The organism is Mycobacterium sp. NPDC049093, assembly GCF_040704635.1.
Lineage (GTDB): Bacteria > Actinomycetota > Actinomycetes > Mycobacteriales > Mycobacteriaceae > Mycobacterium.
The window spans coordinates 44,673-59,209 of sequence record NZ_JBEZJS010000009.1 but is presented as its reverse complement, the minus strand read 5'-3'; the positions used below and the strand labels follow the sequence as shown (position 1 = coordinate 59,209).

The 14,537-nt window shown below is 66.1% G+C and carries 12 protein-coding genes; 6 read left to right on the top strand and 6 right to left on the bottom strand.

Annotated features, from left to right (window positions below; translation table 11 throughout):
• The first annotated feature begins 2 nt into the window (after window positions 1-2).
• Complete coding sequence (locus AB0876_RS29335) at window positions 3-623, top strand: response regulator (protein WP_491842475.1); 621 nt, start codon at window positions 3-5, stop codon at window positions 621-623.
• Here the strand turns inward: AB0876_RS29335 and dapC are convergent.
• Both dapC and fdxA (AB0876_RS29325) read right to left on the bottom strand, forming a co-directional pair.
• Window positions 620-1,720, bottom strand: a complete 1,101-nt coding sequence (dapC, locus tag AB0876_RS29330; RefSeq protein WP_491842244.1) for a succinyldiaminopimelate transaminase — start codon at window positions 1,718-1,720, stop codon at window positions 620-622. The two genes, AB0876_RS29335 and dapC, sit on opposite strands and share 4 nt — an antisense overlap.
• Window positions 1,721-1,749: 29 nt before the next feature.
• Window positions 1,750-2,073 carry a ferredoxin gene (fdxA, locus tag AB0876_RS29325; protein ID WP_003882174.1) on the bottom strand — a complete coding sequence of 108 codons (324 nt, stop codon included), beginning with the start codon at window positions 2,071-2,073 and terminating at the stop codon, window positions 1,750-1,752.
• A gap of 262 nt (window positions 2,074-2,335) precedes the next feature.
• On the opposite strand from fdxA (AB0876_RS29325), the gene AB0876_RS29320 reads away from it, so the two are divergent.
• From AB0876_RS29320 to AB0876_RS29305, 4 genes are all read left to right on the top strand, one after another.
• Window positions 2,336-4,351 (top strand): FAD-dependent oxidoreductase, encoded by a 2,016-nt coding sequence (locus tag AB0876_RS29320; protein ID WP_526043654.1) that lies wholly within the window; start codon window positions 2,336-2,338, stop codon window positions 4,349-4,351.
• A gap of 129 nt (window positions 4,352-4,480) precedes the next feature.
• Window positions 4,481-6,781, top strand: a complete 2,301-nt coding sequence (locus tag AB0876_RS29315) for a nitric-oxide reductase large subunit (protein ID WP_526043653.1) — start codon at window positions 4,481-4,483, stop codon at window positions 6,779-6,781.
• Entirely contained in the window at window positions 6,778-7,404 is a 627-nt protein-coding gene (locus AB0876_RS29310) for a hypothetical protein (protein WP_526043652.1), read from the top strand. Before AB0876_RS29315 ends, AB0876_RS29310 begins: the two co-directional genes overlap by 4 nt.
• Window positions 7,401-8,204 carry a slipin family protein gene (locus AB0876_RS29305; RefSeq protein WP_526043651.1) on the top strand — a complete coding sequence of 268 codons (804 nt, stop codon included), beginning with the start codon at window positions 7,401-7,403 and terminating at the stop codon, window positions 8,202-8,204. The genes AB0876_RS29310 and AB0876_RS29305 overlap by 4 nt, the downstream gene beginning before the upstream one ends.
• A 7-nt stretch (window positions 8,205-8,211) precedes the next feature.
• Here AB0876_RS29305 and AB0876_RS29300 read toward each other — a convergent pair whose 3' ends face one another.
• Window positions 8,212-8,835 carry a helix-turn-helix transcriptional regulator gene (locus AB0876_RS29300; protein WP_491842240.1) on the bottom strand — a complete coding sequence of 208 codons (624 nt, stop codon included), beginning with the start codon at window positions 8,833-8,835 and terminating at the stop codon, window positions 8,212-8,214.
• Entirely contained in the window at window positions 8,832-9,176 is a 345-nt protein-coding gene (gene fdxA, locus AB0876_RS29295; RefSeq protein WP_085105683.1) for a ferredoxin, read from the bottom strand. The genes AB0876_RS29300 and fdxA (AB0876_RS29295) overlap by 4 nt, the downstream gene beginning before the upstream one ends.
• Window positions 9,177-9,223: 47 nt before the next feature.
• Here fdxA (AB0876_RS29295) and ctaD point away from each other — a divergent pair, with 47 nt between their 5' ends.
• Window positions 9,224-10,921 (top strand): aa3-type cytochrome oxidase subunit I, encoded by a 1,698-nt coding sequence (gene ctaD, locus AB0876_RS29290; protein WP_491842239.1) that lies wholly within the window; start codon window positions 9,224-9,226, stop codon window positions 10,919-10,921.
• A 93-nt stretch (window positions 10,922-11,014) separates the two neighbouring features.
• Here the strand turns inward: ctaD and AB0876_RS29285 are convergent, their stop codons facing one another.
• Complete coding sequence (locus AB0876_RS29285) at window positions 11,015-11,563, bottom strand: YceI family protein (RefSeq protein ID WP_055120547.1); 549 nt, start codon at window positions 11,561-11,563, stop codon at window positions 11,015-11,017.
• A gap of 324 nt (window positions 11,564-11,887) precedes the next feature.
• Entirely contained in the window at window positions 11,888-14,479 is a 2,592-nt protein-coding gene (locus AB0876_RS29280) for a bifunctional FO biosynthesis protein CofGH (RefSeq protein ID WP_526043650.1), read from the bottom strand.
• Between the last annotated feature and the right edge of the window lie 58 nt (window positions 14,480-14,537).

Below are 14,537 nucleotides of genomic sequence, written 5' to 3'. Positions count from 1 at the left end.
ACGTGACAAAAGTCCTGCTGGTCGACGACCATCCGGTGGTCCGCGAGGGGCTGCGCGGCATGATCGACGCCGAGGACGACCTGGCGGTGATCGGTGAGGCCGGTTCCGGGGCCGAGGCGATCGCGCTGGCCGGCGCACTGCGCCCCGATGTCATCCTGATGGATCTGCGGATGCCCGGAGTCGACGGCGTCACCGCCACTGCCCAGATTCTGGCCGCCGATCCGTCCGTCCACATCGTCGTGGTCACCACCTACGAAAGCGACACCGACATCCTTCGCGCCGTCGAGGCGGGCGCGACAGGCTATCTCCTGAAGGACGCGTCGCGCGCCGAGTTGGCCAGTGCGGTGCGCGACGCGGCGCGCGGCAAGACCGTGTTGGCCCCCGGCGTCGCCGACCGATTGGTGAACGCGGTCCGGGCGCCGGCGGTGACACTGTCGGTGCGGGAGGCCGAGGTGCTGGCCCTGGTGGCCACCGGCGCCACCAACGCCGATATCGGCCGCGCCCTGCACATCAGCGAGGCCACCGTGAAGACGCATCTGCTGCGGGCGTTCCACAAACTCGCGGTGTCCGACCGCACGGCGGCCGTCACCAAGGCGATGTCGCTGGGACTGCTCGGCGGTTAGGCGAGGCGTGCGACGGCAGCGGCGATGCGCTCGTCGGTCGCGGTCAGCGCGACCCGCACGTACTGCGCTCCGGCCGGTCCGTAGAACTCGCCCGGCGCCACCAGGATGCCGCGCTCGGCCAGCCACTTGACGGTGTCGCGGCAGGGTTCGCCGCGGGTGGCCCACAGGTACAGGCCGGCCTCGGAATGTTCGATGGTGAATCCGGCCGCCTGCAGTGCCGGCAGCAGCACCGCTCGGCGTTGCGCGTACCGCTCGCGTTGCAGGGCTTCGTGCTCGTCGTCGTCGAGGGCGGCGACCATCGCGGCCTGCACCGCCGTCGGCACCATCATCCCGGCGTGCTTGCGGACCGCGAGCAGTTCGGCGACGACAGCCGGGTCACCGGCGACGAACCCGGCACGGTAGCCGGCCAGCGAGGAGGTCTTGGACAGCGAGTGCACCGCGAGCAGACCGGTGTGGTCACCGTCGCAGACCGACGGATGCAGGACACTGAGCGGCTCGGCTTCCCAGCTCAGGCCCAGGTAGCACTCGTCAGAAGCGATGAGCACGCCGCGATCGCGGGCCCAGTTCACCACCTTGCGCAGGTGGTCCAGCGGGAGCACCTTCCCGGTGGGATTGCTCGGTGAGTTCAGGTAGATCAGCGCGGGACGCTGCGGACCCAGCTGGGTCAGTGAATCAGCGCGCAGCACCTGCGCCCCGGCCAGCAGGGCACCCACCTCGTAAGTCGGGTAGGCCAGCTCGGGGACCACGACGGCATCGCCGGGGCCGATCGCCAGCAGCGTCGGCAGCCAGGCGATCAGCTCCTTGGTGCCGATCACCGGCAGCACCGCATCCGGTGCCAGGTCGGTGATCCCGTACCGGCGCCGCAGCGCCGCTTCGGCTGAGGCGCGCAGTGCCGGGGTCCCGGCCGTCGTCGGATAGCCGGGAGCCGAGCTGGCGGCGGCCAGTGCCTCCCGGATCACCGGTGCCACCGGATCTACCGGAGTACCTACCGAAAGGTCGACGATTCCGTCGGGGTGCGAGCGGGCCAGAGCAGTGACGTCGGCCAGGGTGTCCCACGGAAACTCTGGAAGTGCCGCCGAACGACGCTGTCGCACCACGTCAGTCTCGAAGCCGGATTCGACCGTGCTCAGTCCTCGGCCTTGGCCGGCAGGTCCTTGATGACCTGCGGATCGTTGTCGGTCTGGCCGACCTTGGACGCGCCGCCGGGCGAACCCAGTTCGGAGAAGAAGTCAGCGTTGGCCTGCGCGTAGCTGCTCCACTGGTCCGGCACATCGTCTTCGTAGTAGATGGCCTCGACCGGGCAGACCGGTTCGCACGCGCCGCAATCCACACACTCGTCGGGGTGGATGTACAGCATGCGGGCACCCTCGTAGATGCAATCGACCGGGCACTCTTCGATACATGCCTTGTCTTTGACGTCGACGCAGGGTTCGGCAATGACGTACGTCACTGATGTCTCTCCTGTCCAGTGGGCTGCTGGGCTCGGTGGTCGGGACTCTGTTGAGTTCGACGTCACAGTATGCGTTGCCGATACTTGGACGCGCGTCTCAGTGTGTCCTAACTTCACGCGTCACCCAGTTATGGGTGGCGCGTGGTAACTGATACTAGCCGTCGCAGATACAGCTCGCCTAGCCGCCCGACCGATTCCTTTTACCCAACCCAAACCAGTCAATTAGTTGCATAGGACCGTCGGTCCCACCTACCCTGCGGACATGGGGTTGACCTATCCGCATCTCTTGTCGCCGTTGGACCTCGGCTTCACCACTCTGCGCAACCGGGTCGTGATGGGCTCGATGCACACCGGCCTCGAGGACCGTGCCGGCGACACCGCGAAACTCGCCGAATACTTCGCCGAGCGGGCCCGCGGCGGCGTCGGGCTGATCATCACCGGCGGCTACGCCCCCAACAAGACCGGCTGGCTGCTGCCGTTCGCCTCACAACTGGTCTCCTCCACCGAAGCGCGACGGCACCGCCGGATCACCGGCGCCGTGCACGACGCCGACGGCAAGATCCTGCTGCAGATCCTGCACGCCGGACGCTATGCGTACCACCCACTTTCGGTGAGCGCATCGTCGATCAAGGCCCCCATCAACCCGTTTAAGCCGAGACGACTCCGTGATATCCAAGGCACCATCGACGATTTCGTCCGCTGTGCGTTGCTCGCCCGCGAGGCGGGTTATGACGGTGTCGAGATCATGGGCAGCGAGGGCTATTTGCTCAACCAGTTCCTGGCACCGCGCACCAACAAGCGCACCGATGCGTGGGGCGGCACCCCGGAGAAACGTCGCCGCTTCCCGGTCGAGATCGTGCGACGGGTGCGCGAGGCCGTCGGTTCCGACTTCATCATCTGCTACCGCCTCTCGATGGCCGACTACGTCGAGGACGGACAGACGTGGGAGGAAATCGTCGCGCTGGCAACCGAAGTCGAGGCAGCCGGCGCGACGATCCTGAACTCGGGCTTCGGCTGGCACGAGGCGCGGGTACCCACGATCGTCACCTCGGTGCCCAACAGCGCCTTCGCCGACATCAGCAGTGCGGTGGCCGAGCACGTCTCCATCCCGGTGGTGGCGTCCAACCGGATCAACATGCCGCAGAGCGCCGAGCAGATCCTGGCGGACACGCACGTCCAGTTGATCTCGATGGCGCGGCCCCTGCTCAGCGATCCGGACTGGGTGCTCAAGGCCGCCGAGGAGCGGGCCGACGAGATCAACACCTGCATCGCGTGCAATCAGGCCTGCCTCGACCATGCCTTTGTGCACAAGAAGGTTTCGTGTCTGCTCAACCCGAGGGCCGGGCGGGAGACGACACTGGTGCTCAGCCCGACGCGTCGGGCCCGTTCGGTGGCCGTCGTGGGCGCCGGCCCGGCCGGGTTGTCGGCCGCGGTCAACGCCGCCGAGCGCGGTCACCGGGTCACGCTGTTCGAGGCGGGGCCGGTCATCGGCGGCCAATTCGACCTGGCCAGAAGGATTCCCGGCAAGGAAGAGTTCAACGAGACCATCCGGTACTACACGACGATGCTCGGCAAGCTCGAAGTCGACGTGCGGCTGGGAGTTCGGGCCGGAGCCGACGACCTGGCCGGCTTCGACGATGTGGTGCTCGCGAGCGGGGTCACTCCGCGCCTTCCCGCCATTCCCGGGATCGATCATCCGAAGGTGCTCACTTACGCCCAGGCCATCACCGGTGCGCCGGTAGGCAAGTCGGTAGCGGTGATCGGCGCCGGTGGAATCGGCTTTGACGTCAGCGAATTCCTCACTACTGATCAGTCGCCGACCCTGAACCTCAAGGAGTGGAAGGCCGAGTGGGGTGTGGCCGACCCGCAGGAAGCCCGCGGCGCGCTGACCACTCCCCTGCCCGCGCCCGCCGTGCGCGAGGTGTACCTCCTCCAGCGCACCAAGGGACCACAGGGCCGCAATCTCGGCAAGACCAGCGGCTGGGTGCACCGAGCGTCGCTGAAAGCCAAAGGGGTGCATCAGCTTTCCGGAGTGAACTACGAGCTCATCGACGATGAGGGTCTGCACATCAGCTTCGGTTCCGAACACCGGGACCGACGCGTGCTTCCGGTCGACAACGTGGTGATCTGCGCCGGACAGGAATCGGTGCGTGATCTCGAAGAGGACCTGCGGCGCATAGGCATCGAACCCCACATCATCGGAGGCGCTGCTGTGGCAGCCGAACTCGATGCGAAACGAGCAATCAAACAGGGCACCGAACTGGCCGCCGCGCTCTAGGCTGCGCTGCGCAAACTTTCCGAAAAGCCCGCAATGGTGCTGCCCCGTCGGTATTTTTGACCCCGTCGAAGATTCCGCACGTGCGGGTTCAGATGCCGCCCGCACCCATGTGGTGGGGGGAGCAAGCGCATGGCCGTCAAGGAGTCCACCAGCCAACCGCTGATCGGCAAGGGCTGGGTCCAGGGCGTCGCCCTGGTGATGATCTTCGGCTTCTTCGTCATGGGCCTGCTGGCCTACCGCACCTACACGGCATCGATGCCGATGCCCGACAAGGTGGTCACCGAATCCGGGCAGGTGGTGTTCACCGGCGACGAAATCACCCGCGGGCAGGAGCTCTTCCAGTCGCGCGGCCTGCAGGAGTATGGGTCGATCGTCGGTCACGGTGCCTATCTGGGCCCCGATTACACCGCTGATTACCTCCGCCGGGCAACTGATGATGTGGCCGCCCAGCTGCGGGACGGGGGTATGGCCGACACCCACGACGCCGTCGTCACCGAGTTCCGCACCAACCGCTTCAACCCGGAGACCCGCACCCTGGTGTTCACCGACCGGCAGGCCGAGGCCTTCAACCGGATCACCGAGCACTATGCGGAATTCTTCGGGGAGGACTCCACCAAACACGGGCTGCTCCCCCGGCTCATCACCGACCCCGCCGAGATTCACGACCTGACCGCCTTCTTCGCCTGGACCGCATGGGCGTCGGCCGCTGACCGGCCCGGCCACAACTACAGCTACACCAACAACTGGCCCAGCGAACCCCGCGTCGACAACGGCCCCACCGCGCAGCTCATCGTCTGGTCGACGCTCTCGTTGATCATGCTGCTCGGCGGGACCGGCATCATGTTCGCCGTCTACGGGCGCTGGAGTCAGAAGATCGGTTGGCACAGCGCCGAAGCCCCGATGCTGTCGTTTCGCCAGCCTGGCGAAGTTCCGCTGACACGTGCACAGCGCTCGACCATCTGGTTCTTCGCCATCGTGTCGCTGCTGTTCTTGGCCCAGGCCCTGCTCGGCGGCGCCGTACAGCACTACCGGGCCGACCTGTCGAACTTCTTCGGGCTCGACCTGGCTGCCATCCTGCCCTACAACCTGGCCCGCACCTGGCATCTGCAACTGGCCCTGCTGTGGACCGCTGCGGCGTTCCTGGCAGGTGGAATCTTCTTGACCCCGTTCATCTCCCGGCGTGAGCCGCGACGGCAGCACTGGCTGTCCTACGGCTTGCTCGGCGCGGTGGTGATAGTCGTCGTCGGCTCGCTGATCACCGAGGCGCTGTCGATCTACGGGATCGTCCCGTCAGGTTCGCTGTTCTCGCAGCAGTGGGAGTACCTCGATCTCCCGCGGCTGTGGCAGATCCTGTTGATCGTCGGCATGTTCCTGTGGATTGCGATCATCTGGCGCGGCATGAGGGCCCGGCTCAAAACCGAGTCCAAGTTGAACATGCCGTGGGTGTTCTTCTTCTCGGGCCTGGCGATTCCGATGTTCTACGCGGTGGGCCTGCTCGCAGGCAGCGAAACCCACCTGACAGTGGCCGACTTCTGGCGCTTCTGGGTGGTGCACCTGTGGGTCGAGGACTTCCTCGAACTGTTCACCACGGTGATGGTGGCCTACATCTTCGTCATGCTCGGGGTGGTCAGCCAGCGCATCGCGCTCGGGGTGATCTTCCTCGACGTGATCCTGTATTCGGCCGGCGGCGTCATCGGCACCATGCATCACCTGTATTTCTCCGGAACTCCGGTGGAACACATGGCCCTTGGCGCCTTCTTCTCCGCAGCCGAGGTGATCCCCTTGACGTTCCTCACCGTGGAGGCCTGGGCCTTCCTTCAATTGGGGTCCAGACAGACCACCGGAGATGCCAAACCGTTCCCGCACCGATGGGCAGTGATGTTCCTCGTGGCGGTCGGCTTCTGGAACTTCGTGGGCGCCGGCATCTTCGGCTTCCTGATCAACCTGCCGATCGTGTCCTATTACCAGATCGGAACCGCGCTGACCGCCAATCACGCTCACGCCGCGATGATGGGCGTCTACGGCATGCTGGCCGTCGGGCTGGCCATGTTCGCCTTCCGGTATGTGATTCCGGCGGACAAGTGGCCGGAGAAATGGGCGCGAGTGTCGTTCTGGTGCCTCAACATCGGCCTGGCCTGGATGGTGTTCGCCAGCCTGTTGCCGTTGGGTGTGCTGCAGCTGTACCACTCGGTCAACGAGGGCTACTTCGAGGCGCGCTCGCTGGGATACATCACCCAGCCCGGTAACGCGGTGCTGGAGTGGCTCCGGTTGCCCGGTGATCTGATCTTCATCATCGGTGGAGTGGTCCCGTTCGTCTGGATCGCCCTGCAGGCGGTGCGGCACTTCAAGTCCGGTCCGACCACCGACGAGATGCCCGAGAACCCGCTGTACACCGAGGTCAGCCCGACGCCCGCGCCGGAGGCGCGATGAACCCTCCGAGCACCGCGGTGTGGCTGATGGCGGGGTACGCCCTGGCACTGGTCGCGGTGGCCTGGGGATTCGACATGATGGCGCGGCGCGCCTCGATGCGCGCGGCCCGTTGGCGCACTGGACAATTCACCTACCACGCCGATCACGACGCCTGGATGTGCCCTCAGGACCAGTGGTTGTGGCCCACGTCCTTCGACCCGGCCAACCGGGTGATGAGGTATCGAGCGAAGCCGTCAGTCTGCAACAGCTGCCCGGTGAAGTCCACCTGCACCAGCTCTGATCACGGCCGCGAGATCAGTCGGGAGGTCGATCCGTGGCCGTACTCGGAGGCCGGACAGTTTCACCGCGGGATCGCCTGCGCGGTAGCCGGATTGGCACTGGTCATGGTCGCGGCGATGGCGATCGGGCAGCACGGCGCCGGTGACGTGATCGTTCTGGCGGTGACGGCGACGGTCATCGTCGCCGCCGGTGTGCCACTGGCCCGCCACCTTTGGGCCAGCCCGGCCAACGCACCCGATCACCTCCCGCACCGCACGGGCGAACAGGACATCACGGCCGTCAGCGTCGACCGGTTCACCACGAAGTGGGGCGGCGGCTGGGCCGACAGGAAGGAGATCCAGTGACCGGATTGTGGTTCTTGCTCGCCGCGGCGGGGTTGATCGTGTTGGTGGCGTTCGCGTACTTCTCGCTGAAGGTGCTGCGCGAGTACGAGCGGGGTGTGGTGTTCCGGATGGGCCGCGCCCGCCCGCTGTACGGGCCGGGGCTGGTGGTCCTGCTGCCACTGGCCGATCGGATGGTGCGCGTCGATCAGCGGGTGGTCACGCTGACCATCCCGCCGCAGGAAGTGATCACCCGCGACAATGTGCCGGCCCGGGTGAACGCCGTGGTGATGTTCCAGGTCACCGATCCGCTGAAAGCGATCATGGCCGTGGAGAACTACGCGGTGGCCACGTCGCAGATCGCGCAGACCACACTGCGGTCACTGCTGGGCCGGGCCGATCTGGACACGCTACTGGCGCACCGCGAAGATCTCAATGTCGACCTGCGCGGCATCATCGAAAAACAGAGCACTCGCTGGGGTGTCGAGGTGCGCGTGGTCGAGATCAAGGATGTGGAGATCCCCGAATCGATGCAGCGGGCGATGGCCCGTGAGGCCGAGGCCGAACGCGAGCGCCGCGCCAAGGTGATCAACGCCCGCGGCGAACTGCAGGCCTCCGACGAGTTGCGTCAGGCCGCCGAAACGCTGTCGAAGAACCCGGCCTCGCTACAGCTCAGGTACCTACAGACACTGCTTGAGCTTGGCGCGGACCAGAATTCGACGGTGGTGTTCCCGCTGCCGGTCGACATCATCACGCCGTTCTTGAAGAACCCCGCCAGTCTCGGTGAGGCGCTGGCCAATGGTCTGGCCCGACACCGGGACTAGCCGCTGATCAGCCGCTCAGTTGCGCAACGCACCGGTCGGATTCCACGAACGGGCGCAGGCCGTCGACCGTGACCGGCGCGTCCCAGGCCGTCATCGCTCCCTGCATCAGGCCCAGGTGGATCGGGCAGATCACCTCGGGACGCACCCGTGCGATTTCCAGAAATGGGCAGTGCCGCAAGGAGATTTCGGCGCCGTCGGCGTCGGCTTCTGGGGCAAAGCCGAGGTCGCCGAGCAGGTCGACCAACTTCTCCACAGCTGTTCCATCGGCGGCATCGGATCGGGCGGCGGCCAACCGGGCGCCCATCTTGCGTCCGGCCTCATCGGTGCCTGCCCCCGGTACTGCCTCCGAGGCCACCGACTCCGCCAATGCCTCGGCAAGCAACCGGTAGTGTCGCGGACCGCCAGGGTCCATGCCGCGGACCGCGGCGAACAGCTGTGGCGGTCGCCCGGGCTTGTCGCGCGCGCCGGTGACCCGGCGGACCTGGTCCTGCTCGAGCAGCGCGTCGAGGTGGAATCGCACGGTGTTGACATGCACATCGAGTTTTTCCGCAATGGCCGCGATGCTCATCGGCGCATCGCTGTCGCGCAGCAGCATCAGCACATCGCGGCGTCTTCCACGCGGCGCGTTCATGGCTGTTGCGGCGGCAGGCTCGCCACCAGCGGCGCGTCGGCGGCCACCGGCCCCAGTTTGGCTGCCCCGCCGGGCGAACCCAACGGTTCGTCCCGTCCCGGCAGCGTCTCGGAGAAGAACGCGTCGTTGTCGTCTTTGTAAGCCTCGAACTCGTCGGGCAGGTCGTCCTCGTAATAGATGGCCTCGACCGGGCAGACGGGTTCGCAGGCGCCACAGTCCACGCACTCGTCGGGATGGATGTAGAGCGCACGGGCGCCCTCGTAGATGCAGTCGACGGGGCACTCCTCGACGCACGCGCGATCCATCACATCGACACATGGCTTGCCGATCACGTATGTCATGGCCCATAGTTTATACAAGGTTTGTTTGTAAAAACTGGAGCAACGCGATGACGGCACACACAACCTCGTCAATCGGCACCGACCTCGTCAGCACGCGGCCATTCCCGTCGCGCCTGGGGCCACGCGGAAACCTGGTCTACAAGCTCATCACGACCACCGATCACAAGCTGATCGGAATCATGTACATGGTCGCCTGCTACGTATTCTTCTTCACCGGCGGATTGATGGCGTTGTTCATCCGCACCGAACTCGCCGAACCCGGGCTGCAGTTCCTGTCCACCGAGCAGTACAACCAGTTGTTCACCATGCACGGCACTGTGATGCTGCTCTTCTACGCCACCCCGATCGTGTTCGGATTCGCCAACCTCGTGCTGCCCCTGCAGATCGGCGCGCCCGACGTGGCGTTCCCACGGCTCAACGCACTCTCGTTCTGGCTGTTCGTGTTCGGCGCGCTCATCGCCCTCGCGGGGTTCATCACTCCCGGCGGCGCAGCAGACTTCGGCTGGACCGGCTACGCCCCATTGAGCAACGCCATCCACTCCCCCGGCGCCGGCGGCGACCTGTGGATCCTGGGCCTGGCAGTGGCCGGTCTCGGCACCATCCTCGGCGCCGTCAACATGATCACCACCGTGGTGTGTATGCGCGCGCCCGGAATGGTGATGTTCCGGATGCCGATCTTCACCTGGAACATCCTCGTCACCAGCATTCTGGTGCTGATGGTGTTTCCGCTGCTGACCGCCGCATTGTTCGGCCTGGCCGCCGACCGCCACCTGGGCGCCCACATCTACGACCCCGCCAACGGCGGAGCCATCCTGTGGCAGCACCTGTTCTGGTTCTTCGGCCATCCCGAGGTCTACGTGGTGGCGCTGCCGTTCTTCGGCATCGTCACCGAGATCATCCCGGTGTTCTCCCGCAAGCCGCTGTTCGGCTACACCACACTGGTCTACGCGACGATCAGCATCGGCGCCCTGTCGATGGCGGTCTGGGCCCACCACATGTTCGCAACCGGAGCCGTTCTGCTGCCGTTCTTTTCCCTCATGTCGTACTTCATCGCCGTGCCGACAGGTATCAAGTTCTTCAACTGGATCGGCACAATGTGGAAGGGACAGTTGACCTTTGAAACACCCATGCTGTTCTCCGTGGGCTTCATGGTCACGTTCCTGCTCGGTGGACTGTCCGGCGTCATGCTCGCCAGCCCGCCGATCGACTTCCACGTCACCGACACCTATTTCCTGATCGCACACTTCCACTACGTGCTGTTCGGCACCATCGTGTTCGCCTCGTTCGGCGGGGTGTACTACTGGTTCCCGAAGATGACCGGCCGGTTGCTCGACGAGCGCCTGGGCAAGATCCATTTCTGGTTGACGTTCATCGGTTTTCACACCACATTCCTGGTGCAGCACTGGCTGGGTAACGAGGGCATGCCGCGCCGCTACGCCGACTACCTGCCATCGGACGGCTTCACCACGCTCAATGTGGTTTCCAGCATCGGCGCCTTCATCCTGGGCGTATCGATGTTGCCGTTCGTCTGGAACGTCTTCAAGAGCTGGCGCTACGGCGAACCTGTCGTCGTCGACGACCCGTGGGGCTACGGCAACTCACTGGAGTGGGCCACCAGTTGTCCGCCACCGCGGCACAACTTCACCGAATTGCCCCGGATCCGTTCCGAACGGCCGGCTTTCGAACTGCACTATCCGCACATGGTCGAACGGATGAGGGCCGAGTCGCATGTGGGCCGGCACTGAACCGGGCTCGCCGACCCGCCCAATGTCACGCTGGAGTGGCCCTCGTGTCCGAGAGCCACTCCAGTGTGACAAAGCGGTGGGTCGAGCAGCGGGTCACGCCTGCTTGAGGGCCTCGATTTCGAGGGTGATGGTGACCTTGTCGCCGACGACGGTGCCGCCGGTCTCCAGCGGCATGTCGATGTCGATGCCGAAGTCCTTGCGGTTCAACACGACCGAAGCCTCGAAACCGGCGACCGGACCCTGGCCCATGCCGGGGTTGACGCCGTTGTACTCGAGCTTCAGGGAAACCGGCTTGGTCACGCCCTTGAGGGTGAAGTCGCCGTCGACGATGTAGTCGTCACCGTCTGGGCGCACGCCGGTGGAGACGAACGTGGCGGTCGGGTGGTTGTCGGCGTCGAAGAAGTCTGCGGACCGCACGTGCGCGTCGCGCTGCTCGTTGCGGGTGTCGATGGAGTTGACGTCGATGGTGGCGCTGACCGACGGCGTGCCGTCCTCGGCGACGGTGATCGCACCACTGAACGTCTCAAAGCTGCCTCGGACCTTGCTCACCATGAGGTGGCGGACGGAAAAGTTGATCGACGAGTGCACGGGATCGATGGCCCAGGTGCCTGCGGTCAGGTCGGTGGCTACTGCGACGGTCATGGTGTCTCCTTGGGTTGTGCGGCCCGGTCGATCCGGCACCTTCACGAGACATAACCGGACCGCAGTCCGAATAATTTCCCGGTTTCGGAGACTTTTTCCGCCTTTTTCTGGCCGAGGGTGCGTGTCTGCTGCCCGGCGCGCCGCAAGATCCCCGCAGTTCGGGCACGCTCAAACAGGCATGAGGGGCCGACTGCGGGCTATCGGAAGTACGCGTCACCTGCGCCGATGCCCGGTGACGCCCGCGCGAGCATGCGCAAAACGCTGACGTTCAGCGGCGAGTCCACCGGCAGACGCGCACGCTCGCGGTGCTGCGTAGGCCGCCGGTCAGGCCGCCAGCGGCGAGTAATCCGTGGTGCGTTGACGGGCCGGGCGGCCGATGCCCTCAGCGATGGCGACGAGTTCGGCCACCGTTTTGGCCGATCCGTTCTCGGAGCCGGCCATCCGGGAGATGGTCTCCTCCATCAACGTGCCGCCGAGATCGTTGGCACCGCCGCGCAGCATCACCTGGGTGCGCTCGACCCCGAGTTTGACCCACGACGTCTGAATCGACGGGATCCGGCCGTGCAGCATGATCCGGGCCAGCGCGTGCACCGCCCGGTTGTCACGGTGTGTCGGCCCGGGACGGGAACCGCCGGCCAGGTAGAGCGGCGAAGACTGATGCACGAACGGCAGCGGCACGAACTCGGTGAAGCCACCGGTCCGGTCCTGGATGCCCCGGAGCACGTTGAGGTGGCCCACCCAGTGCTTGGGCGTGTCGACGTGGCCGTACATCATCGTCGACGACGAGCGCAGCCCCACCTCGTGCGCGGTCGTCACCACGTTGATCCACTCCGAGGCCGGCAGCTTGCCCTTGGTGAGCACCCAACGCACCTCGTCGTCGAGAATCTCGGCGGCGGTGCCGGGGATCGACCCCAGGCCGGCCTCCCGCAACGACGTCAGCCATTCCCGCACGGACAACCCGCTGCGGGTGACGCCGTTGGCGATCTCCATGGGAGAGAACGCATGCACGTGCATCGAGGGCACCCGGGCCTTGACGGCCCGCACCAGGTCGGCGTAACCGGTGACGGGAAGCTCGGGGTCGATGCCGCCCTGCATGCAGACTTCGGTCGCACCGGCGACGTGCGCCTCCCAGGCCCGGTCGGCCACCTCAGAGGTGGACAGCGAGTAGGCGTCGGCGTCGCCCTTGCGCTGCGCGAAGGCGCAGAACCGGCAGCCGGTGTAGCAGATGTTGGTGAAGTTGATGTTGCGGTTGACGACGTAGGTGACGTCGTCGCCGACGACATCGCGACGCAGCGAATCTGCCAGGGCGGCAACCGCGTCCAGCGCCGGACCGTCCGCGGTGGCCAACGCGAGGTACTCGTCGTCGCTGCAGCCGCCCGGATCACGTTCGGCGGAACGCAATGCGGCCAGCACGTCGGTGTCGACGCGTTCGGGAGCGCGGGCGGCCAGTTCATGCACCTTGGCGCGGATCGACTCCCAGTCGCCGAACGCGCTGTCGAGGTCGCTTCGGGTCTCGGTGAGCCTGCCTTCGGAGTCGATCGCGGAGTGCAGATCGGTGCGGCCCAACGATTCTGAAGCTTCGTCGGGTTCCTGCCACGGCCGCCCGACCGGGTTGACGTCGAGGGCGAACCCGGTGTCGGGATCGGCCAGCGCATCGACGTGCCCGCGCACCCGCGGATCGATCCAGGCCGCACCGGCCTGCACGTACTGCGGTTGCGCAGTGAGTCGCTGCACCAGGTCGTAGCCGCCCTCGCCGGTGACGTCGGCCAGATCGTCCAGCGCCGGCCACGGCCGTTCGGGATTGACGTGATCGGGGGTCAGCGGTGACACACCGCCCCAGTCGTCGACGCCGGCGCCGATGAGCGCCAGGCAGTCGTCGGGCGACACCAGATTCGGCGGTGCCTGGATACGCATCTTCGGCCCCAGAACCAGGCGCGTCACCGCGATCGTCGCGATGAAGTCGTCGATCCCGGCATCGGGCGTCGACGCCATGGCGGTGTGGTCCTTGGCCCGGAAGTTCTGCACGATCACTTCCTGAACGTGCCCGAACTCCTTGTGGGACTTACGGATTGCGTGCATCGTCTCGGCACGCTCGGTCAGGGTCTCACCGATTCCGACCAGCAGGCCGGTGGTGAACGGGATCGACAGCCGGCCGGCGTCGTCCAGGGTCCGCAGCCGCACCGCTGGATCCTTGTCGGGACTGCCGTAATGCGCCTCGCCCTTGACCTCGAACAGGCGCCGGGAGGTGGTCTCCAGCATCATTCCCATCGACGGAGCGACGGGCTTCAGCCGAGACAGCTCCGACCAGCTCATCACGCCCGGATTGAGATGCGGCAGCAGGCCGGTCTCCTCGAGCACGCGAATCGCCATGGCCCGCACGTAGTCCAGCGTGGAGTCGTAGCCGCGCTCGTCGAGCCATTGGCGGGCCTCGTCCCAACGTTCCTCGGGGCGGTCGCCCAGGGTGAACAACGCCTCCTTGCAGCCCAGCTCGGCGCCCCGGCGGGCGACATCGAGAATTTCGTCGGGCTCCATGTACATGCCCATGCCCTGGGCGCGCAGCTTGCCGGGCACGGTCACGAAGGTGCAGTAGTGGCAGGTGTCGCGGCACAGATGCGTGACGGGGATGAAGACCTTGCGCGAATAACTGACCGGAAGCCGGCCGTTGGCTCCGCGCCGGCCCGCCGATTCCAGGCCCGCATCGCGCACCCGGGCGGCGCTGGCACACAGATCGGCCAGATCGTCGCCGCGGGCGGTCATGGCGATCGCGGCCTCGTCGACGTTGAGGGTCACGCCGTCACGGGCCCGGCGTAACACCCGGCGCAGGGCTGCCGAAGTGGGCGGCGCGCTGGGCGCAGCAGGCTTCGGTGGGACGGCCGGGATGGGCAGATCGGCGCCGTGCTGGGGGTTCAGAGCCACTTCCGTGTAACCCCGTCGTTGTGCACGATCATCCACGCGTCTCACATTCTGAAACCAA

Bases quoted from the DNA above. Each gene is read 5' to 3' on its own strand.
- AB0876_RS29320 (WP_526043654.1), top strand. From the start codon at position 2,336: ATGGGGTTGACCTATCCGCATCTCTTGTCGCCGTTGGACCTCGGCTTC.
- AB0876_RS29315 (WP_526043653.1), top strand. From the start codon at position 4,481: ATGGCCGTCAAGGAGTCCACCAGCCAACCGCTGATCGGCAAGGGCTGG.
- AB0876_RS29310 (WP_526043652.1), top strand. From the start codon at position 6,778: ATGAACCCTCCGAGCACCGCGGTGTGGCTGATGGCGGGGTACGCCCTG.
- AB0876_RS29300 (WP_491842240.1), bottom strand. From the start codon at position 8,835: ATGAACGCGCCGCGTGGAAGACGCCGCGATGTGCTGATGCTGCTGCGC.
- fdxA (WP_085105683.1), bottom strand. From the start codon at position 9,176: ATGACATACGTGATCGGCAAGCCATGTGTCGATGTGATGGATCGCGCG.
- ctaD (WP_491842239.1), top strand. From the start codon at position 9,224: ATGACGGCACACACAACCTCGTCAATCGGCACCGACCTCGTCAGCACG.
- AB0876_RS29285 (WP_055120547.1), bottom strand. From the start codon at position 11,563: ATGACCGTCGCAGTAGCCACCGACCTGACCGCAGGCACCTGGGCCATC.